The 24,245-nt window shown below is 70.5% G+C and carries 25 protein-coding genes and 1 tRNA gene; 18 read left to right on the top strand and 8 right to left on the bottom strand.

Going from position 1 to position 24,245, the window contains the following annotated elements; genetic code table 11:
• The first annotated feature begins 218 nt into the window (after positions 1–218).
• Both ACZ4Z3_RS03195 and ACZ4Z3_RS03190 read left to right on the top strand, forming a co-directional pair.
• Positions 219–1,856: an RDD family protein gene (locus ACZ4Z3_RS03195; protein ID WP_468499399.1), complete on the top strand. Its 1,638-nt coding sequence runs from the start codon at positions 219–221 to the stop codon at positions 1,854–1,856.
• Positions 1,857–1,924: 68 nt separating this feature from the next.
• Positions 1,925–2,608 (top strand): RDD family protein, encoded by a 684-nt coding sequence (locus ACZ4Z3_RS03190; RefSeq protein WP_468499398.1) that lies wholly within the window; start codon positions 1,925–1,927, stop codon positions 2,606–2,608.
• An 89-nt stretch (positions 2,609–2,697) separates the two neighbouring features.
• On the opposite strand, the gene ACZ4Z3_RS03185 is transcribed toward ACZ4Z3_RS03190, so the two are convergent.
• The gene (locus ACZ4Z3_RS03185; protein ID WP_468499397.1) at positions 2,698–2,997 is read right to left on the bottom strand and encodes a hypothetical protein; all 300 of its coding nucleotides are present in this window, start codon (positions 2,995–2,997) and stop codon (positions 2,698–2,700) included.
• 454 nt (positions 2,998–3,451) lie between these two features.
• On the opposite strand from ACZ4Z3_RS03185, the gene ACZ4Z3_RS03180 reads away from it, so the two are divergent.
• Positions 3,452–5,815: an immune inhibitor A domain-containing protein gene (locus tag ACZ4Z3_RS03180; RefSeq protein WP_468499396.1), complete on the top strand. Its 2,364-nt coding sequence runs from the start codon at positions 3,452–3,454 to the stop codon at positions 5,813–5,815.
• Between the two features lie 123 nt (positions 5,816–5,938).
• Entirely contained in the window at positions 5,939–6,364 is a 426-nt protein-coding gene (locus ACZ4Z3_RS03175; RefSeq protein WP_468499395.1) for a hypothetical protein, read from the top strand.
• A 226-nt stretch (positions 6,365–6,590) separates the two neighbouring features.
• On the opposite strand, the gene ACZ4Z3_RS03170 is transcribed toward ACZ4Z3_RS03175, so the two are convergent.
• Positions 6,591–7,178 (bottom strand): isochorismatase family protein, encoded by a 588-nt coding sequence (locus ACZ4Z3_RS03170; protein WP_468499394.1) that lies wholly within the window; start codon positions 7,176–7,178, stop codon positions 6,591–6,593.
• Between the two features lie 355 nt (positions 7,179–7,533).
• Positions 7,534–8,862 carry a nicotinate phosphoribosyltransferase gene (locus ACZ4Z3_RS03165; RefSeq protein ID WP_468499393.1) on the bottom strand — a complete coding sequence of 443 codons (1,329 nt, stop codon included), beginning with the start codon at positions 8,860–8,862 and terminating at the stop codon, positions 7,534–7,536.
• Between the two features lie 112 nt (positions 8,863–8,974).
• On the opposite strand from ACZ4Z3_RS03165, the gene clpS reads away from it, so the two are divergent.
• From clpS to ACZ4Z3_RS03130, 7 genes are all read left to right on the top strand, one after another.
• The gene (gene clpS, locus ACZ4Z3_RS03160) at positions 8,975–9,292 is read left to right on the top strand and encodes an ATP-dependent Clp protease adapter ClpS (protein ID WP_055520955.1); all 318 of its coding nucleotides are present in this window, start codon (positions 8,975–8,977) and stop codon (positions 9,290–9,292) included.
• A 69-nt stretch (positions 9,293–9,361) separates the two neighbouring features.
• Positions 9,362–9,964: a DUF2017 domain-containing protein gene (locus ACZ4Z3_RS03155; protein WP_468499392.1), complete on the top strand. Its 603-nt coding sequence runs from the start codon at positions 9,362–9,364 to the stop codon at positions 9,962–9,964.
• Positions 9,965–10,363: 399 nt separating this feature from the next.
• Positions 10,364–11,809, top strand: coding sequence for an amino acid permease (locus tag ACZ4Z3_RS03150; protein ID WP_468499391.1), 1,446 nt, complete (start codon positions 10,364–10,366; stop codon positions 11,807–11,809).
• A 99-nt stretch (positions 11,810–11,908) separates the two neighbouring features.
• On the top strand, positions 11,909–12,331 hold the full coding sequence (locus ACZ4Z3_RS03145) for a M67 family metallopeptidase (protein WP_099964791.1): 423 nt from the start codon (positions 11,909–11,911) through the stop codon (positions 12,329–12,331).
• Between the two features lie 147 nt (positions 12,332–12,478).
• Entirely contained in the window at positions 12,479–12,574 is a 96-nt protein-coding gene (locus ACZ4Z3_RS03140) for a putative leader peptide (RefSeq protein WP_309474684.1), read from the top strand.
• 116 nt (positions 12,575–12,690) lie between these two features.
• Complete coding sequence (locus tag ACZ4Z3_RS03135; protein WP_055516984.1) at positions 12,691–12,969, top strand: MoaD/ThiS family protein; 279 nt, start codon at positions 12,691–12,693, stop codon at positions 12,967–12,969.
• A 16-nt stretch (positions 12,970–12,985) separates the two neighbouring features.
• Entirely contained in the window at positions 12,986–13,936 is a 951-nt protein-coding gene (locus tag ACZ4Z3_RS03130; protein WP_468499390.1) for a PLP-dependent cysteine synthase family protein, read from the top strand.
• 159 nt (positions 13,937–14,095) lie between these two features.
• Here the strand turns inward: ACZ4Z3_RS03130 and ACZ4Z3_RS03125 are convergent, their stop codons facing one another.
• Positions 14,096–14,590: a type II toxin-antitoxin system PemK/MazF family toxin gene (locus tag ACZ4Z3_RS03125; protein ID WP_468499389.1), complete on the bottom strand. Its 495-nt coding sequence runs from the start codon at positions 14,588–14,590 to the stop codon at positions 14,096–14,098.
• Between the two features lie 351 nt (positions 14,591–14,941).
• Here ACZ4Z3_RS03125 and ACZ4Z3_RS03120 point away from each other — a divergent pair, with 351 nt between their 5' ends.
• Positions 14,942–15,694, top strand: a complete 753-nt coding sequence (locus ACZ4Z3_RS03120; protein ID WP_468499388.1) for an MBL fold metallo-hydrolase — start codon at positions 14,942–14,944, stop codon at positions 15,692–15,694.
• Positions 15,695–15,765: 71 nt separating this feature from the next.
• Here ACZ4Z3_RS03120 and ACZ4Z3_RS03115 read toward each other — a convergent pair whose 3' ends face one another.
• Positions 15,766–17,043, bottom strand: coding sequence for a PTS transporter subunit EIIC (locus ACZ4Z3_RS03115; RefSeq protein ID WP_468499387.1), 1,278 nt, complete (start codon positions 17,041–17,043; stop codon positions 15,766–15,768).
• Between the two features lie 359 nt (positions 17,044–17,402).
• Between ACZ4Z3_RS03115 and ACZ4Z3_RS03110 the strand changes: the two genes are divergently transcribed.
• From ACZ4Z3_RS03110 to rdgB, 4 genes are all read left to right on the top strand, one after another.
• Entirely contained in the window at positions 17,403–17,636 is a 234-nt protein-coding gene (locus ACZ4Z3_RS03110; RefSeq protein ID WP_055543041.1) for a PTS sugar transporter subunit IIB, read from the top strand.
• A gap of 109 nt (positions 17,637–17,745) precedes the next feature.
• The gene (gene rph, locus ACZ4Z3_RS03105; RefSeq protein ID WP_468499386.1) at positions 17,746–18,477 is read left to right on the top strand and encodes a ribonuclease PH; all 732 of its coding nucleotides are present in this window, start codon (positions 17,746–17,748) and stop codon (positions 18,475–18,477) included.
• A gap of 175 nt (positions 18,478–18,652) precedes the next feature.
• Positions 18,653–19,051: a hypothetical protein gene (locus ACZ4Z3_RS03100; RefSeq protein WP_468499385.1), complete on the top strand. Its 399-nt coding sequence runs from the start codon at positions 18,653–18,655 to the stop codon at positions 19,049–19,051.
• A gap of 47 nt (positions 19,052–19,098) precedes the next feature.
• The gene (gene rdgB, locus ACZ4Z3_RS03095) at positions 19,099–19,701 is read left to right on the top strand and encodes an RdgB/HAM1 family non-canonical purine NTP pyrophosphatase (protein ID WP_468499384.1); all 603 of its coding nucleotides are present in this window, start codon (positions 19,099–19,101) and stop codon (positions 19,699–19,701) included.
• A 40-nt stretch (positions 19,702–19,741) separates the two neighbouring features.
• Here the strand turns inward: rdgB and ACZ4Z3_RS03090 are convergent.
• Positions 19,742–19,825, bottom strand: a tRNA-Leu gene (locus tag ACZ4Z3_RS03090).
• A gap of 254 nt (positions 19,826–20,079) precedes the next feature.
• Positions 20,080–20,547, bottom strand: coding sequence for a thioredoxin-dependent thiol peroxidase (gene bcp, locus ACZ4Z3_RS03085; protein WP_468499383.1), 468 nt, complete (start codon positions 20,545–20,547; stop codon positions 20,080–20,082).
• Positions 20,548–20,643: 96 nt separating this feature from the next.
• On the opposite strand from bcp, the gene ACZ4Z3_RS03080 reads away from it, so the two are divergent.
• Both ACZ4Z3_RS03080 and ACZ4Z3_RS03075 read left to right on the top strand, forming a co-directional pair.
• Positions 20,644–20,973, top strand: coding sequence for a DUF3618 domain-containing protein (locus ACZ4Z3_RS03080; RefSeq protein ID WP_055513296.1), 330 nt, complete (start codon positions 20,644–20,646; stop codon positions 20,971–20,973).
• A 62-nt stretch (positions 20,974–21,035) separates the two neighbouring features.
• Positions 21,036–21,338 (top strand): GroES family chaperonin, encoded by a 303-nt coding sequence (locus ACZ4Z3_RS03075; RefSeq protein ID WP_055513294.1) that lies wholly within the window; start codon positions 21,036–21,038, stop codon positions 21,336–21,338.
• A gap of 100 nt (positions 21,339–21,438) precedes the next feature.
• Here the strand turns inward: ACZ4Z3_RS03075 and ACZ4Z3_RS03070 are convergent.
• Positions 21,439–24,245 (bottom strand): transglycosylase domain-containing protein (locus tag ACZ4Z3_RS03070; RefSeq protein WP_468499382.1); only part of this gene is annotated, 2,807 nt, incomplete at its 5' end.

Genomic DNA, 24,245 nt, shown 5'->3' with positions numbered 1-24,245 from the left:
GCCCGTACGAGTGAGAGGGGAGCGGGACCTTCTTCATTACGCGGGTCCGCGGAACTTTTCCCGACGGGCGTGCGCACGCCCTTCGGCGCGGGTCCGGCCCGTAGCAGATCCCGTGCCCGAAAGGGTCGGGTCCGGCGGCAGCGGTCATGGGACTTGCGCCCGTCTGGTAGATGTGGATGCCCCCTCTTCCACCCCCGAGCAGATACGGGACGACGGACATGAGCGCCCCAACCCCGGCCCCCGGCGACGACAGGCCCCGCGAAGGGTATTACCCGGACCCCTCCATTCCTGGATATGTCCGGTACTGGAACGGCGCCGCCTGGGTGCCGGGTACGAGCCGTCCGGCGCCCACCGACGGCGAACCGCTCGCCCCGCCCCCCGGTTCCCCGGCCGTGGAGGAGACGGGCCCGCACTTCTTCGACGAGGACCCCGAGCCGGGCGGGCCCGCCGGCCGTCCCGCCGCCGACTCCCTGCACGGCAACCGCCCCGAACCCGCCTCCGCGTGGGGCGCCGACCGCTCCCGGCAGACCGGGTTCGGCGGCGACAAGGACCGCCGGGTCTCCTGGGGTTCACCCCCGCCGACCGGCCAGGGCCCCGACCCGCGGGTCTCGCTCGCGGCGGAGGCCGCCGGCCCGGCCGCCGAGTCGGGCCGCACGGCGAGCACGGACGGCACGGCGACCATCCCACCGGCGGACGACGACACCGGCGCGCCCGAGGGCACGGTGGTCTTCCACCGCCCCCACACCGGCGCGGGCGGTGGCGCGGAGGCGTCGCGGGCCGACGGCACCATGGCGTTCCGTACGAACTCCCCGGCAGCGGGACCGCAGGGCGCGGGTCCACAGGGCGCGGGCCCGGCCCCGGGTGTCTTCGGCGCGCCGCTGACCAGCGCGCAGGCCGCCGCCCAGCAGGCGTTGGGGCTCGCCCCGCAGGCGTCGTCCGCGACGGCACCGGCCGCACCGCCGCCCCCCGACCCGACCGCCGTGCCCTCCGGACCGCAGCAGGGCCCGCAGGCCGCCCCCACCCCGCAGCCGCCCGCCGCGTCCCCGGCGGTCGCCGCCCCCGCCGCCCCCGCCGGCCCCTTCACCCCGACCGCCCCGCCCCCGCGGCAGCCGGAACAACCGGCGGTCGGCGGGTCCTTCGCGCAGACGCCGCAGGCCCCGCCGACCGGGCAGCCCGTCCCCGGCCTGCCCCAGCAGCCCACCGCTGTCCGGCAGTCGGCCGACACGCCCATGGCCGTCGGGTCCGGCGGCGGTCAGCCCTCCTGGGCCCAGCAGGTGCACCGGCTGGCCGGTGGGGACGGCGAGCAGCCGGTCGCCCCCTGGAAGCCGGTGGTGGAGGACCCGTTCCAGGCGGCCGCCCGACGACAGGCGGAGGCCCGCCCCGCCGGGCTCGGCCGGCGGCTGGTGGCCCGCCTCGTGGACAGCGCGATCGTCGGTTCCGTCACCGCCGTGGCCGCCGTCCCGTTCGGCACCAAGGCGCTCGACCACATCGACGGGAAGATCGACGCGGCCAGGCTCTCCGGCGAGAAGGTCACCGTCTGGCTGCTCGACGGCACGACCTCGGTGTACCTGGGCATCATCCTGGGCGTCCTGTTCGTGGTGAGCGCCCTCTACGAGGTGCTGCCCACCGCCAAGTGGGGCCGCACCCTCGGCAAGAAGCTGCTCCGCCTGGAGGTCCGGGACATCGAGGGCCATGAGCCCCCGTCGTTCGGCGGGTCCCTGCGCCGCTGGCTCGCCCACACCGTCCCCGGTCTGCTCGGCATCGGTGTCGTCGGCGTCCTGTGGTGTGTGATCGACAAGCCGTGGCGCCAGTGCTGGCACGACAAGGCGGCCCACACCTTCGTCGCCGGCGAGTAGCCGTACCGCGTACTCCGTACGGCCCCGTGCCGGATGCGGAGCCGAGGGGTTCGCGGTCGACTCGGGCCATGAGCAGTGAACCGCCGCCCTTCGGCTCCGGTCGGTCCCCGGACGACGACCCGTTCAGGAAGCAGCCTCCGCCGGACCAGGGCGGCGGTCCCCCGCACGGCACTCCGCCCGGAGAGCCGCCGTACGGCAGCCAGCCGCCCCCGTTCGGCAACGAGCCGCCGCCCTACGGCGGTGGCGGACCCTACGGCGGCGACCCCTACGGCGGCGGTGCCTTCCCCAACGACCCGCTCCTGGGGATGCCGCCGCTCGCCGACAGCGGCAAGCGGGTGCTCGCCCGGCTCATGGACATGATCCTCGTGGGCATCGTCGTGGGGCTGCTGGCCTGGGCGTTCAGGATCAGCCAGTACACCGTCGACACCGACGACATCGAGTTCAGCAGGTCCGTGGGGCAGGAAGTGCTCGCCGCGGTCCTCTACATCGCGTACGACACGTTCTTCACGGTCAGGAACGGCCAGACCCTCGGCAAGCGGGTGATGAAGCTGCGGGTGGCGAACCTCAGCGACGGCAACACGCCCTCGACGCAGACCTCGCTGCTGCGCGCGGCGGTGCTGTGGATCCCCTTCGCCTTCTGCTGCGCCTGCGTCTGGACGGCGATCGCGGGCGGCTGGAGCTTCTTCGACAAGCCGTTCAAGCAGGGCCTGCACGACAAGGCGGCCAAGACGGTGGTGGTCAGCACGGAGTGAGCGGACTCACACGCGGAACGGCGGGTCCGTGGAACACGGGCCCGCCGTCATGTTTCTGCGCGGCGTCCCGATGAGGCGCCGAAAGACGTTCAGGAAGCCGTCGGCTCGTGCACCGGTTCCCGCTTCCGGACCGGCTCGGGCGCCGCGCCCGCCGGAACGGTCGCCGGGGCCTTGACCCGGTTCCCGGCGGTGACGGTGGAGGCCCTCGCCGCGGCCGGCTTGGGCAGCGGCACGGTCAGGGAGACGAGCAGGCCCAGGGCGAGGGCGGAGAGGGCGATCACCGCGATCCCCACGCCGGAACTCGTCTGTGACAGCAGCAGCATGGCGAGGGTGGAAAGGATCACGGTGCAGGAGCCGTAGGCGAGCTGTGCGGTCGTCGGACGAGGCATGGCAATCGTGTCCTCGGGTGGGGGTCTCCCCGTGCCTCTCGCGCTGAGGGGAGGTTGCGGATACGAATCAAAGGTGAAGCAGTGCTGTCGGCTTGGCTTCCGCCGACGTCCGGCGCTCCGCCAATCGACTCTATTCGCCAGGGTGCCCGAGGGGAACGACGGGTAAGCGTGACCTGACCCACGGGCATGGGGGCACAGGGGGCGCACCGAGTCATGGAGTCCAGGAAGTGGACGCATATGCGCGCCGGTTGGCGGCGGTACATAACGTCCGCATAACGAACAAGCGCTTCCCCTGGACGCCGTTAGCGCCTTGACCTGTGCAAGTCAAGATCTGTTTTTTCTCTCGAAACTCCAGTCGAATGTCGTCACTTGACTACACGCGTATACCGCGCGCGGACTTCCTCCACGACCAGGACATCCCCTCCGCGCGGACGGGCGCGGGGGAGGACCTCAAGTGACCACTAGACCCTGGACGTTCAGGGCGGCGGCGATCAGCGTCGCCATGGCGACGGCCGCGGCCACCTTCTCGACCTACGCGATGGCGCAGGACGGGAACGGCAAGTCGGCGGCCGCCGCGAACCGCCACGACCCGGCGGACCACGCCGGGCACGGCGAGCACGACCATGACCTCGAAGGCCCCATGAGCAAGACTCAGGAGGCCCAGCGCGAGGAAGCTCTCAAGCAGGTCATATCCGGCGACGCCACGGTCAAGAACCGTGGCGGTTCGAAGGTCGTGAAGCTCAAGAGCAAGAAGGGCCAGAGCAAGTACGTCGAGCTCGGCCGCGAGAAGACCGACAAGATCTTCACCATCCTCGTCGAGTTCGGCGACCAGATCGACAGCCGGTACGGCGGCACGCCCGGCCCGCTGCACAACAAGATCGCCAAGCCGAACCGCAAGAAGGACAACTCCACGGCTTGGAAGGCGGACTACAACCGCAAGCACTTCCAGGACATGTACTTCGGCACCGGCAAGAAGACCGAGTCGATGAAGAAGTACTACGAGAAGCAGTCCTCGGGCCGCTACTCGGTCGAGGGTACGGTCTCGGACTGGGTCAAGGTGCCCTACAACGAGGCCCGCTACGGCAACAACAAGTGCGGCCAGTCGAACTGCACCAGCGTGTGGAACGTCGTCAGCGACGGTCTGACCTCCTGGGTCGCCCAGCAGAAGGCGGCAGGGCGCACCGACGCGCAGATCAAGGCCGAGGTCGCCAAGTACGACCAGTGGGACCGTTACGACTTCGACGCCGACGGCAACTTCAACGAGCCCGACGGCTACATCGACCACTTCCAGATCGTGCACGCCGGTGAGGACGAGTCCGCCGGCGGCGGCGCGCAGGGCACGGACGCCATCTGGGCCCACCGCTGGTACGCGTTCGGCACCGACGCCGGCGTGAGCGGCCCCGAGGGCAACAAGCTCGGCGGCGCCAGGATCGGTGACACGGGCATCTGGGTCGGCGACTACACCATCCAGCCGGAGAACGGCGGCCTCGGTGTCTTCGCCCACGAGTACGGCCACGACCTCGGTCTGCCGGACCACTACGACACCACCGGCAACGGCGACAACTCCACGGGCTTCTGGACCCTGATGTCGTCCGGTTCCTGGCTCGGCACCGGCAAGAACGAGATCGGTGACCTGCCCGGCGACATGACCGCCTGGGACAAGCTGCAGCTGGGCTGGCTCAACTTCGACACCGCCAAGGCCGGCAAGCAGTCCACGCACAAGCTGGGCCTCGCCGCGTACAACACGTGGGACAAGCAGGCCCTCGTGGTCGAGCTGCCCAAGAAGAAGGTCACCACCGAGATCGTCGAGCCCGCCGAGGGCGCAGGCCAGTGGTGGAGCGGCAGCGGTGACAACCTCTCCAACACGCTGACCCGTTCCGTGGACCTCACGGGCAAGTCGTCGGCCGCGCTCACCCTCGACGGCTGGTACGACATCGAGGCCGAGTACGACTACCTCTACACCGAGGTGTCGACGGACGGCGGCGCCAACTGGACCGCGATCGACGGCACGGTGGACGGCGCGGCGATCCCGAAGGACGCCAGCGGCAAGTCGGCCCTGACCGGTTCCTCCGGCACGTACAAGAAGCTGTCGTACTCGCTGGACGCCTACGCGGGCAAGAAGTTCGACCTGCGCTTCCGCTACCAGACGGACGGCGGCGTGGCCCCCAAGGGCTTCGCGGCCGACCGCATCTCCGTGGTCGCCGACGGCGGCGCCCTGTTCACCGACAACGCGGAGAGCACGGACGCGGCCTGGACGACGAAGGGCTTCTCCCGCATCGGCGCGTCCATCACGGACGACTACGACCAGTACTACATCGCGGAGAACCGCCAGTACGTCTCGTACGACAAGACCCTCAAGGTCGGCCCGTACAACTTCGGCTTCTCGACCACGCGTCCGGACTGGGTGGAGCACTACCCGTACCAGAACGGTCTGCTGATCTGGAAGTGGGACACCTCGCAGGCGGACAACAACACCAGCACCCACCCGGGTGTCGGCCTGGTCCTCCCGATCGACTCCCACCCGAAGGCGCTCAAGTGGGCCGACGGCACGGTGATGCGCAACCGCATCCAGTCCTACGACTCGCCGTTCAGCCTGTACCGCACCGACGGCCTGTCGCTGCACAAGGCCGACGTGCTCACCAAGATCCCGTCGTCGAAGGGTGTGTCGACGTTCAACGACCACACCAACACCTACTACGACGAGACCAACCCGACGGGCGGTGTCAAGATCACTGACACCAACACCAAGATCAAGATCGTCAAGGAGGCCAAGGACGGCTCCACGATCTCGCTCCTGGTCGGCCCCGCGGTGAAGTAACCAGCATTTCCGCAGGTCAGACCATGTCCGGCCGCGACCCCCTTGGCGGGTCGCGGCCGGACGTGTTTAGGTGCGTGCTGTGGCCTTCTTATTGACACTGACGCGCACGGGGGTGTGACCTGCATGGCCGCAGGAGGTTTCTGCAAACTGCCGGACGGCAATGTCGTCGTCGCGCTGAACCTGCCGGCACCGGCGCCCCGGGACCCCGTCCCGGCCGGTCCGACCGCCCGGGTCGAGGCGCCCGCACGACCCCTGCCGGCCCCCGTCGGGGGGCTCCCCGGGGTGTCCCCGGCGGGCGACGGCTCGGTCCGGGTGCTGGTGCTGGCCGCGAACCGGGCCCGCGCCCTCACCCGGCTGCGCAACCTGGGGCTGCGCGCGATCTACCTCCGCGGCAACGCGGCGCCTCCGACGCCGGACGAGATCACGGCGGTGCTGCACCACCCCGACGGGCTCATATGGCGCACGTCGGCGGTCTGCCCCACGTCCACGACCCCGGAACTCTGGCACCCCATCCGAGCCCTCCTGAGGAGGCCCCGGGCCCACGTCTGAGGGCGCATGGCGTCTGCTGGGCGTCTGCGCGGAGCGGTGTCGCCGGGCGCGGCCGCTCGCCGGGGGACACGCCGGGTGACGTCCCGGGTCGGAGCCTGGTGACGTCTCAGGACGGTGGCGCGCCGGGTGGCGGGTGCCGGGAGCGGGGCGCGCCGACTGTGCCGAGGCCCGTGGGTGCGCCGGGTGGCGGCTGCCGGGAGCGGGTCGGCGCTGGGGCGTGCGCGGCTCAGACCACCGGCTTGCCCGTGAGTTCCACTCCGGCCTCGCGCAGCTCCTCCAGGGCCCGCTCCGTCGTCTCCTCGGCGACGCCCGCTGTCAGGTCCAGCAGGACCTGGGTGCGGAAGCCCTCTCTCGCGGCGTCCAGGGCGGTGGCACGCACGCAGTGGTCGGTGGCGATGCCGACGACGTCGACCTCGTCGATGTCGCGGGCGCGCAGCCAGTCCGCCAGGGAGACGCCGTTCTCGTCGGCGCCCTCGAAACCGCTGTACGCGGCGGCGTACGCGCCCTTGTCGAAGACGGCGTCGACCGCGCCGGAGGCGATCGCGGGGGCGAAGTTCGGGTGGAAGCCGACGCCCTCGGTGCCGGCGACGCAGTGCGCCGGCCAGGAGTGGACGTAGTCCGGGTTGTCGGCGAAGTGGCCGCCGGGGGCGATGTGGTGGTCGCGGGTGGCCACCACATGCCGGTAGCCGGGGCCGGCCGCCTGGCCGATCAGCTCGGTGATGGCGGCGGCCACATCGGCACCGCCGGCCACCGCGAGGCTGCCCCCCTCGCAGAAGTCGTTCTGCACGTCAACGACGATCAAGGCGCGGCGCATGGTGTCGGTGTCCTTCGACTCTTCGACTCTGGGTCGGTGTGGAGTGGGTTCTGACGCGGGGAGCGTGCGGGCCCGGCCGGTCTGCGGGACTACGAACTTCCGAGCCTAGAGACTTCTGGAGGTGTTCGGGAGGGGGCGTCCGGCGCTCGTCCGAGGCGTGGACCGGGGCACGGGCCGAGCACGCGGGCGCTGACCGGCTCACACCAGGGCACATCGGGCGCCCCCGCACCCGTCCGCTCCCTCTGTGCGCCCGCCGCCCCCGGCTCCCCGCTTGCCGCACACCGGTCCGCTCCCCGCGTGCGCCCGCGCCTGCTCGTTCTCGCGTGGACCGGCACGCACTCCCGGCGTACGCCTCTCAGACGTACTCCGTGGGGAGGACCGGCTCCCCGCGCGACAGCTGGGTCGCGGACAGCGGCAACCTCGCGCGGGCGGCCGCGTGGCGGTCCCGTACGACGTCCAGGGGCTCGCGGGCGAGGACCCGGCCGTCCTTGACCAGCGGGACCAGGAGCTGGTGCTCCTCCAGCTCCGCCGGGACGGGCCCGGTGCCGATGACCTCGGCCTCGGCGACCCCGTGCTCGTCCAGGCGCCGGGCCGCCCACTTGCGGCCCCCGACGGACGTCTTGCCGCCGGTGGACTTCTTCGCCACCGGCACCAGCGGGGCCGTGGGGTCGGCGGACTCCGCCCGCGCCACCAGCTTGTAGACCATGGAGGCGGTCGGGTGCCCGGAGCCGGTCACCAGCTGGGTGCCCACCCCGTACGCGTCCACGGGCGCCGCCGCCAGCGAGGCGATCGCGTACTCGTCGAGGTCGGAGGTCACGATGATGCGGGTGCCGGTCGCCCCCAGCTCGTCCAGCTGCTGCCGCACCCGGTGCGCCACCAGCAGCAGGTCACCGGAGTCGATGCGGACCGCGCCCAGCTCCGGGCCGGCGACGTCCACGGCCGTCCGTACGGCCTCGGTGACGTCGTAGGTGTCGACGAGCAGCGTGGTGTCGCGGCCGAGGGAGTCCACCTGGGCCTGGAAGGCGTCCCGCTCGCGGTCGTGCAGCAGGGTGAAGGCGTGGGCGGAGGTGCCCACGGTCGGGATGCCGTAGCGGAAGCCCGCGGCCAGGTCGGAGGTGGAGGTGAAGCCGCCGACGTACGCGGCGCGAGAGGCGGCCACCGCGGCCAGCTCGTGCGTGCGCCGGGCGCCCATCTCGATCAGCGGGCGTTCCCCGGCGGCGCTGGACATCCGGGAGGCGGCGGCCGCGATCGCCGAGTCGTGGTTGAGGATGGACAGGATCACGGTCTCCAGGAGCACGCACTCCGCGAAGGTGCCCTCGACCCGCATGATCGGCGAGCCGGGGAAGTACACCTCGCCCTCCGGGTAGCCCCAGACGTCGCCGCTGAAGCGGTAGCCCGCCAGCCAGTCGAGGGTCTCCGCGTTGACGACGGAGCGCTCGCGCAGGAAGCCGAGGACACCGGGGTCGAAGCGGAAGTTCTCCACCGCGTCCAGCACCCGGCCCGTTCCGGCCACGACGCCGTACCGCCGCCCCTCGGGCAGCCGCCGCGTGAAGACCTCGAACACCGACCGCCGCTCGGCCGTACCCGCCTTCAGGGCGGCCTGGAGCATCGTGAGTTCGTAGTGGTCCGTGAAGAGCGCGGTCGAGGGGACATCCACCGGCAAACCAAGGTCCGCTGTGTTCATGGCAGGGATCGTACCCCCATCTCGTCAATCTGACGATTTCTGGGTCCGTTTTCTGACGGACCCTCCGTCGCACGGGTCCCCGTTTGTGCGGGGACCCCCCTGTGGTGGCAGCATGGGCCGTGTGACGGCAGCCGCACCCATGGAGATCGAGAAGACCGAATCGGCGGAGGAGGTCTTCGCCGTACCCGAGCCCGACGTGCCGTGGGTGACGATCGTCCACAACGACCCGGTGAACCTCATGAGCTACGTGACCTATGTCTTCCAGGCCTATTTCGGGTACTCGAAGGACAAGGCCACCAAACTCATGCTCGACGTCCACCACAAGGGTCGCGCGGTCGTCTCCAGCGGAACACGCGAGGAGATGGAGCGCGACGTCCAGGCCATGCACGGCTACGGTCTGTGGGCCACGCTCCAGCAGGACCGGAAGTAGCCACGGGCGGCAGCCGCGGGCCGGACGACCCGGCCTGACACGACACGACCGGAGTGAACGACCTACCCGATGCCAGGAACCTTCGAACCGCTTCCCGGCGGCGGCGCGGCCGTCGCGCTCGACGAGGTCGAGATCTCCATCATCCGTTCGCTCGCGGTCCAGCTGCTGGAGCTGATCGGTCCGGGCCCCGCCGAGGACGCCCCCGACGACCCGCTCGCCGAGCTGTTCGCCGAGGGTCCGAGCGAGCCCCCCAAGGACCCCGTGCTCAGGCGTCTCTTCCCCGACGCCTACAGCGACCCCGAGGGCACCCCGACCGCCGAGGAGGCCGAGGAGCAGCGGGCGTACTCCTCCGAGTTCCGGCGCTTCACCGAGAACGACCTGCGGGCCGGCAAGCGGGACAACGCCCTCGCGGTGATCCACTCCCTCGACGGGCTGTCGGCGGCGGGTGAGGGCGGGGCCGTGCTCAAGCTGTCCGCGGACGAGTCCCGCCGGTGGCTCGGCTGCCTCAACGACCTGCGCCTCGCCATCGGGTCCCGGCTCGACGTCGTCGACGAGGAGGACACCGACCTCCTCTACCGGCTGCCCGACGAGGACCCGCGCAAGCCGATGGTGATGGCGTACCTGTGGCTGGGCGGGCTCCAGGAGACGCTGATCACCACGCTGATGCCCTGAGCGCCCGGCCGCCGGGTGTGCCGGTGGCGCCGGTGGCGGAACTCACGGTTCCCTCCGGAGCCCTTCCGGGTTGGCTTCGCGTTCGCTCAGAGGACACTCAAATCCGGATAACGATCGTGTCACCACAGCGGTGAGGGATGCCCTCAGGGGGGTTCTTTGTCCGCTTCTTCCTGTGTTGTGTGCCACAAAACGCCTCGCCGATCAAGATTGCGGCCGTGATAAATCTTCACGACCGCCCGGGGGACACCACCCTTGTCCACCGGGTGCGCCACCAGCCGACGACCGTCGGCCAGGCACGAGCGAACCAGCTCAGCTCCATCACATCCGGGGGGATCGGAACCCGATCCGGGGTCGACGAACGACTCGGATCGGCCCAGCGTGGAGAAAGGCGCACAACACATGACCTCCGCTCAGGTCGACAACAACGGCAAGGACGCCGTGCGCGGCGAGGCCTCCGAAGAGGGGTACGAGCGCGGGCTCGGCAGCCGCCAGGTCCAGATGATCGCGATCGGCGGCGCCATCGGCGTCGGGCTCTTCCTCAACGCCGGTGCGAACATCGCCAAGGCCGGACCGAGCCTCATCCTGATGTACGCCGTCGCCGGCGTCATCATCTTCTTCATCATGCGGGCGCTCGGCGAGCTGCTCCTGTACCGCCCGGTCTCGGGCTCCTTCGCGGAGTACTCCCGCGAGTTCCTCGGCCCGTTCTTCGGCTACTTCACCGGCTGGACGTACTGGCTGCTGTGGGTCGTCACCGGAATGGCGGAACTGACCGCCGCCGCGATCTACATCAACTACTGGTTCCCGCAGGTCCCGCAGTGGGTCTCGGCGCTGGTCTTCCTGGTCGTCCTGTTCGTGGCCAACCTGATCTCGGTGAAGCTGTTCGGCGAGATCGAGTTCTGGTTCTCGATGATCAAGGTCACTGCGATCATCGGCATGATCGTGATCGGCCTCGGTGTCCTCACCTTCGGCTTCAGCGCCGCCGGCGACACCGCCGCCGTCTCCAACCTGTGGGCCTTCGACGGCTTCTTCCCCAAGGGCATCGGCTCCTCCCTGATGACCCTCCAGGGCGTGATGTTCGCCTACCTCGCCGTCGAGCTGGTCGGCGTCACCGCCGGTGAGTCCGAGAACCCGGAGAAGACCCTCCCCAAGGCGATCAACACCCTGCCCTGGCGCATCGCGCTGTTCTACGTCGGCGCCCTCACCGTCATCCTCTGCGTGGTGAAGTGGACCGAGTTCGCGCCGGGCGTGAGCCCCTTCGTGAAGGCCTTCGCGGTGATCGGCATCCCCGCCGGCGCCGGCATCGTCAACTTCGTCGTGCTGACGGCGGCCCTGTCCTCCTGCAACTCCGGCATGTACTCCACGGGCCGCATGCTGCGCACCCTGGCCGACAGCGGTGAGGCACCCAAGGCCTTCAACAAGCTGTCCGTCACCAAGACGCCCGCGCTCGCCATCGGGGTCTCCGTGCTCTTCATGGGCATCGGCGTGGTCCTCAACTACGTCGTCCCCGACAAGGCCTTCGAGTACGTCGTCTCCGTCGCCACCGGCGCCGGCATCTGGACCTGGCTGATGATCCTGGTCAGCCACGTCCGCTACCGCCGCGCGGTCGACGCGGGCCGCCTGCCCGCCTCCTCCTTCCCCGCCCCGGGCGGCGCGACGGGCAGCTGGATCGCCATCGTCTTCCTCCTCTTCGTCACCGGCCTCATCGCCTACGACCACGAGGCCCGCGTCAGCCTCTACGTCATGGCCGGCTGGGCCGCCGCCCTCGGCGTCGGCTGGCTGGTGCTGAAGTCCCGCAACCCCGAGGTCACCGGCCGCCGCGACCCGGACCTGGAGAAGGTCGGCTGACCGCTCCGCCCAGGGAGGCCCACCGGCCTCCTGCCCGGCATGTGGGCCGCCGCGTACCAGCCTTCGGTACGCGGCGGCCCTCTGCTTATCCTGACGAGCATGCTGACCATCACCCAGGCCCTCGTCGACCAGATCGTCGCCCACGCGCGCAAGGACCACCCGGACGAGGCGTGCGGCGTCGTCGCGGGCCCGGCCGGCTCGGACCGCCCCGAGCGCTTCATCCCGATGCTGAACGCGGCCATGTCGCCCACGTTCTACGAGTTCGACTCGGGCGACCTGCTGAAGCTCTACCGCGAGATGGACGACCGCGACGAGGAGCCGGTGGTCATCTACCACTCCCACACGGCCACCGAGGCCTACCCCTCCCGCACCGACATCTCCTACGCGAACGAGCCGGGTGCCCACTACGTCCTCGTCTCCACCGCGGACACCGACGGGCTCGGCGACTTCCAGTTCCGCTCGTACCGCATCGTCGAGGGCGAGGTGACGGAGGAGGAGGTCCAGATCGTGGAGGCGTACTGAAAGCCTTCGACGTATGGCCGCGCTCCGCGCCGGCGCCCGCCCCCCGCCGGTCCGGCTGAGCTGTGCGGTCTCACCCAGCGGCCCGAATCCGTCCGGCATGTGGGATCACATTCCGGGACCCGGACCGGGAATCGATACGATGAGTCCATGGTTCTTGACGACGTGAGCGAGAAGACGCCGGGCGCACTGCTCGTGGCGCGGCTGCACGTCGACCTGTGCAGGCTTGCCAGCGCCATCTGTTGACGCCGACCCCTGCCGCCGTACGGCCGTGAGCCGCGGCGCCCTCACCCGTGTGACCCCGCACTCCGCGCCGCCGCGCGCCCACTCGACCTGACTACTCCCGACAGGAGCCGCACACCATGGCCATCGAGGTCCGCATCCCCACCATCCTCCGCCAGTACACCGACGGTCAGAAGGCGGTGGAGGGAGCCGGCACCACCCTCGCCGACCTGTTCGCCGACCTCGAGACCCGGCACACCGGCATCCAGGCCCGCATCGTGGACGGCGGCGAACTGCGCCGCTTCGTCAACGTCTACCTCAACGACGAGGACGTGCGCTTCCTGGAGGGCATCAACACCAAGCTGTCCGACGGCGACAACGTGACGATCCTGCCGGCCGTGGCCGGCGGCATGGCCTGAGGCCCGCTGACCACCCATGCGCTACGACTCCCCGCTGGCCGCGGTGGGCAACACCCCTCTGGTGCGCCTGCCGCGGCTCTCGCCGTCCGAGGACGTCCGGATCTGGGCCAAGCTGGAGGACCGCAACCCCACCGGCTCGGTCAAGGACCGCCCCGCCCTGCACATGATCGAACAGGCGGAGAAGGACGGCCGTCTGACCCCGGGCTGCACGATCCTGGAGCCCACCTCGGGCAACACGGGCATCTCCCTGGCCATGGCGGCCAAGCTCAAGGGCTACCGCATCGTCTGCGTCATGCCCGAGAACACCTCCCAGGAACGGCGTGACCTGCTCGCCATGTGGGGCGCGGAGATCATCTCCTCCCCGGCGGCGGGCGGCTCCAACACGGCCGTGCGCGTCGCCAAGGAGCTCTCCGCCGAGCACCCCGACTGGGTGATGCTCTACCAGTACGGCAACCCCGACAACGCGGGCGCTCACTACGCCACGACGGGGCCGGAGATCCTCGCCGACCTCCCCTCCGTCACCCACTTCGTCGCGGGCCTCGGCACCACGGGCACGCTGATGGGCGTGGGCCGCTACCTGCGCGAGCACAAGCCGGACGTCAAGATCGTCGCCGCCGAGCCGCGCTACGACGACCTCGTCTACGGCCTGCGCAACCTCGACGAGGGGTTCGTGCCGGAGCTGTACGACGCGTCCGTCCTCACCACCCGTTTCTCCGTCGGCTCCGCCGACGCGGTGACCCGCACGCGCGAGCTGCTCCAGCAGGAGGGCATCTTCGCCGGCGTCTCCACGGGAGCGGCGCTGCACGCGGCGATCGGGGTCGGCCGGAAGGCGGTGAAGGCGGGGGAGTCCGCGGACATCGTGTTCGTGGTGGCCGACGGAGGGTGGAAGTACCTGTCGACGGGCGTCTACACGGCGGCGACGACGGAGGAGGCCATCGAGACGTTGCAGGGGCAGCTCTGGGCTTAGCGCCGGGCGCCCGGTGGGTCGGGGGTGCGGGGTTCGTCGGCGGGTGCGGGTGCGCGGGGGCCGTTCGCGCCCACGCGGCGGCCCCATGTGTCACCGCCCCGCGCCTCTGAAGGGAACGGGCCTGCGGCCCGCCCTTCAGCCTGAACGCATGTGCACACGTCAGCCGGACAGGTGCCGTACCTGGTCCCACAGAACCGGGTCCACCACCCCCGCCTTCCGGCGGAAGTCCCGTACCGGTACGTCCCTCAGCTCCTCCGTCTCCAGGAAGCTGGGGCGGCCCCGCGCGTCGCCGACGGCACCCGGGGGCAGCGGAATCACCCCGACCCGGGCGTCGCGGTACTTACTGGTGATCTTGACGACTCGGGCCCGGTCCCCCCGCACCGCCAGTACGAGACAGGGCCGGTCCTTGCCCCCGGGCCCGTCCTCGAAGGGCACGCTCGCCCACCAGATCTCCGACGGCCGCGGCCGCGGCAGCCCGGTCCGCGCGCCGGCCCGGTCACCGGGCCGTCCGGGCGGACGCGTACGCCCCCTCGGACCCCTCGGACCGCTCGTCCGCCGGCCCGGTCGGCGGGACCGGCCCCACCCGTCGACCAGCGTCGCGACGAGCGCGAGCGCCATCACCGCCGCGAGCGCCAACCACCAGGACATGTCCATGGGGACGACCGTACCGGCGCACCCCCACCGACGCCCGCCCTGTCACACGCCCCCGCGCCCCTCAGCGCCCCTTCAACCCCCGCTCACGCGCGGCCCAACGGCCCTACCACCAGCCGAACCGGTGACACCACAGGTGAGTTCGCCCACAACGGCCCCTGGCGGAGGAGCGACCCGTCCTTTTGCGCCTTACGCTCGACGGACCGCACCACTCGTCGCACCCCCGTCCGTTCTTCGCAAGCCCGCTGACTGCAAAACGTGGTCGGCGCGACCCGTTCGTCCGTCACGACCGACAGACACGACCGACCAACACGACTGTCACGACTTCACGCCAGCGCGGAGGTTCCAGCTCTCATGAAGCTCACCGTCGTCGGCTGCTCGGGGTCGTTCCCCTCCGCGGAATCGGCCTGTTCGAGCTACCTCGTAGAGGCCGACGGCTTCCGGCTGCTTCTCGACATGGGCAACGGTGCCCTTGGCGAGCTGCAGCGCCACTGCGGTCTCTACGACCTCGACGCGATCTTTCTCAGCCATCTGCACGCCGACCACTGCATCGACATGTGCGCGTACTTCGTCGCACGCTACTACCGGCACGACGGCGGCCGCTGCGACCCCATCCCGGTCTACGGCCCCGAGGGCACCGAGCAGCGCCTGACCACGGCGTACGCCGACACCCCTTCCGCCTCCTCCATGAGCGAGGTCTTCGACTTCCACACGGTCAAGCCGAGCACCTTCGACATCGGCCCCTTCACCGTCCACACCGAACGGGTCGCCCACCCCGTGGAGGCGTACGGCATCCGCATCGAACACGACGGGCGGATCCTGACGTACTCCGGGGACACCGGTGTCACCGGCACCCTGGACGAACTGGCCCGCGACGCCGATCTCTTCCTGTGCGAGGCCGCGTTCACCCACGGCAAGGAGAACATCCCGGACCTGCACCTCAACGGCCGCGAGGCCGGTGAGACGGCGGCCCGCGCCGGCGCCCGCCGCCTCGTGCTCACCCACATCCCGCCGTGGACGGACCCCCGGGTCAACCTCGACGACGCCCGCGCCGTGTACGACGGCCCCGTGGAGCTGGCCGTGCCCCGGACGTCGTACGAGATCTGACATCGCACGTACGCACGAGAAGGCCCCCGGAGGATCGCGCTGATCCCCGGGGGCCTCTCGTGTGCCGCGTGCTACTTGGCCTCCGCCTTCTGGAGCTCGGCCAGCTCCTCGTCGGACTCCCGGCCGGGCGTCGGGAGGTTGAAGCGGATGATCGCGAACCGGAAGACCACGTAGTAGACGACGCCGAAGCACAGGCCCACCAGGAGCAGGGCCCACGGCTTGGTGGCGATGCCCAGGTTGAGGCCGAAGTCGATCACGCCGGCCGAGAAGCCGAAGCCGTCCTTCATGCCGAGTGCCCAGGTCAGGGCCAGGGAGATACCCGTGAGTACGGCGTGGACCGCGTACAGGACGGGTGCGATGAACATGAACGTGAACTCGATCGGCTCGGTGACACCGGTCACGAACGAGGTCAGCGCGAGGGAGAACATCATGCCGCCGACGACCGCGCGGCGCTCGGGGCGGGCCGTGTGGTAGATCGCGAGACAGACGGCCGGCAGGCCGAACATCATGATCGGGAAGAAGCCGGTCATGAACTGCCCGGCGGTCGGGTCACCGGCGAGGAAGCGCGCGATGTCACCGCTCTTGCCCTCGTACGAACCGGCCTGGAACCACGGGAACGAGTTCAGCAGGTGGTGCATGCCGATCGGGATCAGCGCGCGGTTGGCGACACCGAAGATGCCAGCGCCGACGGCGCCCGAACCGACCAGCCACTCACCGAAGTGGTGCAGACCCGCACCGAGGACCGGCCAGATGTAGCCGAAGACGATGCCGATGAGCAGACCCGCGAAGGCGGACAGGATGGGCACCAGGCGACGGCCGCCGAAGAAGCCTGCCCAGTCGGGCAGCTTGGTGCGGTAGAAGCGCTGGTAGAGCAGGGCGACGACCAGACCCATCACCACACCGCCGAGGACGCCGGCGTTGACCGCCGCGTCCACCATCACGACCTTGCCGTCGACGACCGTGGCCACCTGGGGGAGGTTGGAGTCGGTGAAGGTGGCCAGCACCTTCTGGAAGACGAGGTAGCCGACGACCGCGGCGAGCGCGGTCGAGCCGTCCGACTTCTTGGCGAAGCCGATCGCGATACCGACGGCGAACAACAGCGGCATGTTGTCGAGGATGGCGCCGCCGCCGGCCGCCATGAAGCTCGCGAACTTGGTGATGAAACCGGGGAGCGACTCGCTGCCCAGCATGTCCGTGGTGCCGAGCCGCACGAGCAGCGCGGCGGCCGGCAGGACGGCGACCGGCAGCATCAGGCTGCGGCCGATGCGCTGCAGCACAGCCATGGTGCGTGAGCCCCAGGTCGGGCCCTTGTTGTCTGCGGCCGCGGGAGCGGCGCTGGCCGTGGTCACAACTTCCTCCAGTAGGCAGGGCGCCGCCCAGGGACGGGAGTGTGGGGGAGGGCAGCACGGGAGAGGTCTACACCAGTCAGTGGTGTAGACCTGTTGTAGCACGCTGGGGGTGGGCCTAGGAACCCGCGATTCCCGTTTTATGCCTTCGTGATGTCGTGCGACCTTCGTCCGGCCTTCGTTCGGCCGTCGCTCGGCCTTCTTCCGGCCGTCGGGCGAGCTTCGTTCGGCCTTCGTTCGGCCTTCGTGCGGGCGATGCCCGCGTCCTCCGCTTGGCGGGGACCCGTTCGGTGGTGTAGACCAGTCGCGAACGACCTCGCACGGCAAAGCGGACCAGATCAGGTATAACAGGGAGAATCGCCATGGCCAGTAAGGCTGAGAAGATCGTCGCCGGGCTCGGCGGCCTCGACAACATCGACGAGATCGAGGGCTGCATCACCCGGCTGCGTACCGAGGTCCACGACCCCTCCCTCGTGGACGAGGCCGCCCTGAAGGCCGCCGGCGCCCACGGCGTCGTCAAGATGGGCACCGCCGTGCAGGTCGTCATCGGCACCGACGCCGACCCGATCGCCGCGGAGATCGAGGACATGATGTGATCCACCGCTGATCCGGGACCCGCCCAACGCCGGCCCCCGTCAGCCCACGCGCAGGGGCCCTCCGTATGCGGGAGCGGCCCCTTCCGCCACTGCGGCTAGGCTCATCGCCATGTCTCGAATCGACGGCCGCACGCCCGAACAGCTCCGCCCTGTCACCATCGAACGCGGCTGGAGCAAGCACGCCGAGGGCTCCGTCCTCATCTCCTTCGGCGACACCAAGGTCTTCTGCACCGCCTCCGTCACCGAGGGCGTCCCGCGCTGGCGCAAGGGCAGCGGCGAGGGCTGGGTCACCGCCGAGTACTCCATGCTCCCCCGCTCCACCAACACCCGCGGCGACCGCGAGTCCGTACGCGGCAAGATCGGCGGCCGTACCCACGAGATCTCCCGCCTCATCGGCCGCTCCCTGCGCGCCGTCATCGACTACAAGGCGCTCGGCGAGAACACCATCGTCCTCGACTGCGACGTGCTGCAGGCCGACGGCGGCACCCGCACGGCGGCGATCACCGGCGCGTACGTGGCGCTGGCCGACGCCGTCGCCTGGGCCCAGCGCAAGAAGCTCGTCAAGGCGGGCCGCCGCCCGCTGACCGGCACCGTCAGCGCCGTCTCCGTGGGCATCGTCGGCGGTGTCCCGCTGCTCGACCTCTGCTACGAGGAAGACGTCAAGGCGGACACCGACATGAACGTCGTCTGCACCGGCGACGGCCGCTTCGTCGAGGTCCAGGGCACCGCCGAGGCCGAGCCCTTCGCCCGCGAGGAGCTCAACGCCCTGCTGGACCTCGCCGTCGCCGGCTGCACCGACCTGGCCGCCCTCCAGGGCAAGGCGCTCGACTCGGTCCTCTAAAGGTAAAGGGCACCCCAAGAAGACCGGCCGTCGGTCGCAACCACGGCGCACCCGGCGGCGTCCCTAGGAGTACGGGCGCACGGCACACCACCGTGCGCCCGGCCACACCGGCGCAAGCCGTACCCGCACCACCACCGGAGGCCGTCAGGCCTGCAACCAGTAGGAGGACCGTTCCATGGCCGTGAGCCGCCGACGTCGTACGACCGCCATCGCCGGAGCCGTTGCAGCCGTCGCGCTGACCGCCGGCCTCACCACCGGCTGCGACGCCGTGAACAAGGCCCTGGACTGCGTCCAGACCGCCGAGGCCATCGCCAACAGCGTGTCCGACCTCCAGCAGGCCGTCGAGAACGCCTCCAACGACCCCTCGCAGCTGGAGGAGTCGCTCAACTCCATCGACGAGAACCTCAAGGAGATCGGCGACAAGACCGACAACGCCGACGTCAACAAGGCCGTCGACGACCTCCAGAAGGCCGTGGAGGACGTCCAGACCTCCGTCAACAACGGCGACGCGACCCCCGACATCAGCGGGATCACGGGCGCGGCCAAGGAACTGACGAACGTCTGCACGTCCTGACCACCGCCGTGTGACCGGCGCCCGGCGAGGGCCGGGATACTGAGGGCATGACCCGCCTGATCCTCGCCACCCGCAACGCCGGAAAGATCACCGAGCTGAAGGCGATCCTCGCCGACGCAGGTCTGCCCCACGACCTCGTCGGCGCGGACGCCTACCCGGACATCCCCGACGTCAAGGAGACCGGCGTCACCTTCGCCGAGAACGCCCTGCTGAAGGCGCACGCACTCGCGCAGGCCACCGGTCTCCCGGCCGTCGCCGACGACTCCGGACTCTGCGTGGACGTCCTCCACGGCGCCCCCGGCATCTTCTCCGCCCGCTGGGCCGGCCGGCACGGCGACGACCGCGCCAACCTCGAACTCCTCCTCGCCCAGCTCTCGGACATCGCCGAGGAGCACCGCGGCGCCCACTTCGCCTGCGCCGCCGCCCTCGCCCTGCCGGACGGCACGGAACGCGTCGTGGAGGGCCGACTGAGGGGCGTACTCCGCCACACCCCCACCGGCACGAACGGCTTCGGCTACGACCCGATCCTCCAGCCGGAGGGCGACACCCGCACCTGCGCCGAACTGACCGCCGCCGAAAAGAACGCGATCAGCCACCGCGGCAAGGCGTTCAGGGCACTGGTACCGGTGGTGAGGGAGCTGCTGGGCTGACGCGAGAGAGGACCGCCCGGTGGGCGGCCCTCTCTGTGTGTGCGGCCGGTGGGACTCGAACCCACACGGGTGTGAACCCACTGGGACCTAAACCCAGCATGACTGCCAATTCCATCACGGCCGCCCAAAACGGTCATCGCGCTCGACCGGCGGCCCTCAGTGTACGGGGCTGTCGGGCTGCCCTGCGAGGGGGACTCCGCTCTTCTGGCGACACCACGTCTCCGTCAGGGCATGGCAGTTGGGGCACAGGTAGCGCAGGATCTCCCGGCGATTGTCCCGCCAGTTCCCGTTGACATGGTCGATCTGCAAGGTGATGGGGCGCGGAACGGCTCGTGCCCGGGGTTCCGGGGCGAGCCGTTCTCGGGTGGGCGGGTGGGGTCAGATGCCCAGGTCCTTGATGATCTTCGCTACGTGGCCGGTCGCCTTCACGTTGTAGAGGGCTCGTTCGACCTTGCCCTCCTCGTCGACGACGATCGTCGAGCGGATGACGCCCGTGACGACCTTGCCGTAGAGCTTCTTCTCGCCGAAGGCGCCGTACGCCGCCAGGACCGCCTTGTCGGGGTCGCCGACGAGGGTGACCTTCAGGGACTCCTTCTCGCGGAACTTGGCCAGCTTCTCCGGCTTGTCGGGGGAGACGCCGATGACGTCGTACCCGGCGCCGGCCAGCAGGTCCAGGTTGTCGGTGAAGTCGCAGGCCTGCTTCGTGCAGCCGGGGGTCAGGGCGGCCGGGTAGAAGTAGACGATGACCTTGCGGCCCTTGTGGTCGGACAGGGACACCTCGTTGCCGTCGGCGTCCGGGAGGGTGAAGGCGGGGGCCACGTCCCCGGGCTGGAGTCGCTCGCTCATCGGACCAGCGTAACCGTGGGCCCTGACGCCTCGGGGCCCGGCGGAGCTGACAGACTGTCCGCAAACAGTCAATGACGGACAGCGGGAGGCAGCGCGGTGGCGGACACCTCGGACACCAGGACCCCGGCCGAGATCGAGGCGGACATCAAGCGCCGCCGCGACACCCTCGCGGAGACGCTCGACGAGATCGGCGTCCGGGTGCACCCGAAGACCATTGTCGGTGACGCCCGGGCGAAGGTCGTCTCCAACATCGACCACACCCTCGGCAAGGCCTATGTCTCGGTCAACCGGGTGGTCAGCGACGCGAAGGGCCGGCTCGTCGACGAGGACGGGGCGCCCCGGCTGGAGCGCATCGTCCCGGTGGCGCTCGTCCTCGTCGGCGTCGTGGGGCTGCTCGCCCTCGGCACTCGACGCCGCAGGGGCTGACGAAGACAGGTAGGTTCGGGGTCGTGAGCGAGAAGAGCCAACACGACAAGTTGCCCATCAGGATGCTGCACGACCGGGTGCTCGTGCGGCAGGACACCGCCGAGGGCGAGCGGCGTTCGGGCGGCGGCATCCTGATTCCCGCGACGGCGGCGGTCGGCCGGCGGCTCGCCTGGGCCGAGGTCGTCGCGGTCGGGCAGAACGTCCGGACGGTCGAGCCGGGCGACCGTGTCCTCTTCGACCCGGAGGACCGGGCAGAGGTCGAGGTCAGGGGCGTCGCGTACGTCCTGATGCGCGAGCGCGACCTGCACGCCGTGGCCGCGGACCGGTTCGAGGGCTCGGAGGACTCCACGGGCCTGTACCTGTAGGGCGACCCGTAGCGCACTCCGGCGGGTGGCCCGCCACACACGGGAGGGGGCTGGTGACCACGTCACCAGCCCCCTCCCGGCTTCACTCACGTTCCCGGCGTCAGGGGAACGTCCCCTCCGTCGTCCCGCCTCCGATGTCTCCGCCGCCGCCCCCGCCGTCGGTCGTTCCGCCGCCGTCCGTCCCGCCTCCGGTGGCGGCCCCGCCGTCCGCGGTGCCCCCGCCCCCGGTGGCCGCGCCGCCGTCGGCGGTCCCGCCGCCGGTCGTGGGTCCGCCGCCGGTGGTCTCTCCGCCGCCGCCGGTCGTCGTCGTGTCGCCGCCGCCCGTCGTGGCGCCCCCGTCGGTGGGTTCGCCCGTGGCGCCGCCGTCCGTCTGGCCCGCGGTCTCCTCGCCGCCCGTGGTGCCGCCGTCGTCCTCGTCACCGGTGGCGCCGGGCTCGTCCGGCGGGGTGCTCGGGGGCACCACGACCACGTCCGCGCCCTCCTGGAGCTCCAGGTCGAAGTCCTTGACCTTCTTGCCCTTCAGGGCCGCCTTGGTGAACTGCGCCCAGATCTCCGTGGGCGCCCCACCGCCGTTGATGCGCGGGAGGCCCATCGCGCCGTAGAGCGGCTTGTGGACGCCCGTCTTGGGGTCCTGGCCCATCACGGAGACGACGGTGGCGAGGTCCGGGGTGTAGCCGGCGAACCAGGCCGCCTTGTCCTCCTCGGCCGTACCGGTCTTGCCGGCGGCCGGGTGGCCGGACGCCTGCGCGGCGGTGGCCGTACCGCCCTGGACCACGCTCCGCAGGACGGAGGTGGTGGTGTCGGCGGCCTGACGGCTGACGGCCTGCTGGGGGTCCGCCGAGGGGAGCTTGATCTCCGAGCCGTCCTTGGTGATCCGCTCGATCATCGTGTACGTGCCGTGCCGGCCGTGGTTGGCGAGGGTGGCGTACGCCTCCGCCATGTCGAGCACGCTCGCGGTCGCCGTGCCCAGCGCGATCGACGGGTACGGGTTCATGTCCGGGGTGTTCTTCGGCACGCCCAGGTCGATCGCGGTCTTCTCGACCTTCGCGGGGCCGACGTCGACGGCCATCTGCGCGTACACCGAGTTCACGGACTTGTCGGTGGCCTGGCGGACCGTGATGTTGCCGTAGTCGACGTAGTCCTCGTTCTCCGGGGCGTACCGCTCGCCGGGCCAGCCGACGACCGGGCGCTCGCTGGCACCGTCGTAGATGGTGTTCGGGGTGATCGCCTGGCCGGACTGGTTGTTGGAGTTGTTCTCCACGGCCGCGGTGAACACGAACGGCTTGAACGTCGAACCGACCTGGTAGTCACGCCGGGTGGCGTTGTTGACGTACTGCTTGAGGTAGTCGATGCCGCCGTACATCGCGATGACCTTGCCGGTCTTCGGGTCGATGGAGACACCGCCGGCGCGGACGTAGTTGTCGACCTTGCGGTTCTTCTTGTCGAGCTTGTCCATCAGGTTGTCGTCGACGGCCTTGATGAACGCGTCCTGCATCTTGGGCTGGATGGTGGTGGTGATGCGGTAGCCACCGCCGTTCTCCAGCGCCTCCTCGTCGATGATCTTGTGCTCGATGAGGTACGACTTGATGGCCTCGACCAGGTAGCCGCGCTGTCCGGAGAAGGCGGTGGACGTGGTGGTCTGCTTCGGCATGTCGAACTTCATGCCGGCGCGCTCGGACTGCTTGAGCCAGCCCTCCTTCACCATGCCGTCGAGGACGTAGTTCCAGCGGGCGACGGCCGCGGCCTTGTTCTCCGGGTGGGCGACGACGTCGTACATGCTCGGCGCGTTGACGAGCGCGGCGAGATAGGCGCCCTGCTGGGGGGTGAGTTCGTCGGCGTCGACGCCGTAGTACGCCTGGGCCGCCGCCTGGATGCCGTAGGCGTTGCGGCCGAAGAAGCTGGTGTTGAGGTAGCCCTCGAGGATCTCGTCCTTGGTGACCTCGCGGTCCAGCTTGATCGCGATGAAGAACTCCTTCACCTTGCGGGTGACGGTCTGGTCCTGCGCCAGGTAGTAGTTCTTCACGTACTGCTGGGTGATCGTCGAGCCGGACTGCTTGCCCTTGCCGCTCGCGGTGTTCCAGGCGGCGCGGATCATCGCCTTGGGGTCGATGGCCGGCTCGGAGTAGAAGTCGCGGTCCTCGGCGGCCAGTACGGCGTGCTGGGCGGCCTTGGAGACCTTCGACAGGGGCACGTTCTCGCGGTTGACCTCGCCGTCGCGGGCGATCTGGGTGCCGTCCGCGTACAGGTAGACGTTGCTCTGCTTGGTCGCGAGCTCCTGCGGCTTCGGGATGTGGACCAGGTTGTAGCCCAGCACGAAGGCGCCGATGATCAGCATGGTCACGATCACGAAGCTGCCGAGCACCATGCGCCAGGTCGGGAACAGCCGCCGCCACCCGGTCCGTTTGGGCCGCTTCGGCTTCTTGCCCTTTCCGCCGCCGGTCGGGGTGACGTCGGGCACGTCGGCGGGTGCGACAGCGGGTACGACGGCGGTCGCCGCGCCCCCACCGGCCCCCGCGCCGGTGGCTCCGGCTGCCGCGAGGCCGCTCGTGACACCGGCCTTCCCGGCACGCATCCCGCCGGCCGCCGCGCCACCGGTCGCGGCCGAAGCCGCGCCACCGGCTGCCGCCGCCCCGGCCGCCCCCGCCGCTCCGGCGGCCGCCGCGCCGCCGGGCCTGCCGGGCCGCTTGCCGCCGGGCTTCGCGCCCGCGCGCGTGACACCCAGAGTCATGGTCATCTCGGCGTCACCGGCCGCCGCCGGGCCCGACGTGCCGCCGCCCGTGGAGGCGGGCTTGCCGCCGGGCTTCGCCGAGCCGGGCTTCGCCGAGCCGGGCTTCGCCGAGCCGGGCTTCGCCGAGCCGGGCTTCGCCGAGCCGGGCTTCGCCGAGCCGGGCTTCGCCGAGCCGGACT

It is taken from the genome of Streptomyces sp. NPDC030296, assembly GCF_055572815.1.
The sequence above is the reverse complement of the archived record's forward strand: the minus strand, read 5'-3'. Positions and strand labels throughout refer to the sequence as shown.

What these genes read in the sequence shown, in the direction of transcription:
- ACZ4Z3_RS03175 (WP_468499395.1), top strand. Translation starts at nt 5,939, where the DNA reads ATGGCCGCAGGAGGTTTCTGCAAACTGCCGGACGGCAATGTCGTCGTC.
- ACZ4Z3_RS03150 (WP_468499391.1), top strand. Translation starts at nt 10,364, where the DNA reads ATGACCTCCGCTCAGGTCGACAACAACGGCAAGGACGCCGTGCGCGGC.
- ACZ4Z3_RS03155 (WP_468499392.1), top strand. Translation starts at nt 9,362, where the DNA reads ATGCCAGGAACCTTCGAACCGCTTCCCGGCGGCGGCGCGGCCGTCGCG.
- ACZ4Z3_RS03130 (WP_468499390.1), top strand. Translation starts at nt 12,986, where the DNA reads ATGCGCTACGACTCCCCGCTGGCCGCGGTGGGCAACACCCCTCTGGTG.
- ACZ4Z3_RS03135 (WP_055516984.1), top strand. Translation starts at nt 12,691, where the DNA reads ATGGCCATCGAGGTCCGCATCCCCACCATCCTCCGCCAGTACACCGAC.
- ACZ4Z3_RS03120 (WP_468499388.1), top strand. Translation starts at nt 14,942, where the DNA reads ATGAAGCTCACCGTCGTCGGCTGCTCGGGGTCGTTCCCCTCCGCGGAA.
- ACZ4Z3_RS03195 (WP_468499399.1), top strand. Translation starts at nt 219, where the DNA reads ATGAGCGCCCCAACCCCGGCCCCCGGCGACGACAGGCCCCGCGAAGGG.
- ACZ4Z3_RS03190 (WP_468499398.1), top strand. Translation starts at nt 1,925, where the DNA reads ATGAGCAGTGAACCGCCGCCCTTCGGCTCCGGTCGGTCCCCGGACGAC.
- ACZ4Z3_RS03075 (WP_055513294.1), top strand. Translation starts at nt 21,036, where the DNA reads ATGCTGCACGACCGGGTGCTCGTGCGGCAGGACACCGCCGAGGGCGAG.
- ACZ4Z3_RS03140 (WP_309474684.1), top strand. Translation starts at nt 12,479, where the DNA reads ATGGTTCTTGACGACGTGAGCGAGAAGACGCCGGGCGCACTGCTCGTG.
- rph (WP_468499386.1), top strand. Translation starts at nt 17,746, where the DNA reads ATGTCTCGAATCGACGGCCGCACGCCCGAACAGCTCCGCCCTGTCACC.
- ACZ4Z3_RS03185 (WP_468499397.1), bottom strand. Translation starts at nt 2,997, where the DNA reads ATGCCTCGTCCGACGACCGCACAGCTCGCCTACGGCTCCTGCACCGTG.
- ACZ4Z3_RS03100 (WP_468499385.1), top strand. Translation starts at nt 18,653, where the DNA reads ATGGCCGTGAGCCGCCGACGTCGTACGACCGCCATCGCCGGAGCCGTT.
- ACZ4Z3_RS03125 (WP_468499389.1), bottom strand. Translation starts at nt 14,590, where the DNA reads ATGGACATGTCCTGGTGGTTGGCGCTCGCGGCGGTGATGGCGCTCGCG.
- bcp (WP_468499383.1), bottom strand. Translation starts at nt 20,547, where the DNA reads ATGAGCGAGCGACTCCAGCCCGGGGACGTGGCCCCCGCCTTCACCCTC.
- ACZ4Z3_RS03170 (WP_468499394.1), bottom strand. Translation starts at nt 7,178, where the DNA reads ATGCGCCGCGCCTTGATCGTCGTTGACGTGCAGAACGACTTCTGCGAG.
- clpS (WP_055520955.1), top strand. Translation starts at nt 8,975, where the DNA reads ATGGGCCGTGTGACGGCAGCCGCACCCATGGAGATCGAGAAGACCGAA.
- ACZ4Z3_RS03145 (WP_099964791.1), top strand. Translation starts at nt 11,909, where the DNA reads ATGCTGACCATCACCCAGGCCCTCGTCGACCAGATCGTCGCCCACGCG.
- ACZ4Z3_RS03110 (WP_055543041.1), top strand. Translation starts at nt 17,403, where the DNA reads ATGGCCAGTAAGGCTGAGAAGATCGTCGCCGGGCTCGGCGGCCTCGAC.
- ACZ4Z3_RS03165 (WP_468499393.1), bottom strand. Translation starts at nt 8,862, where the DNA reads ATGAACACAGCGGACCTTGGTTTGCCGGTGGATGTCCCCTCGACCGCG.
- rdgB (WP_468499384.1), top strand. Translation starts at nt 19,099, where the DNA reads ATGACCCGCCTGATCCTCGCCACCCGCAACGCCGGAAAGATCACCGAG.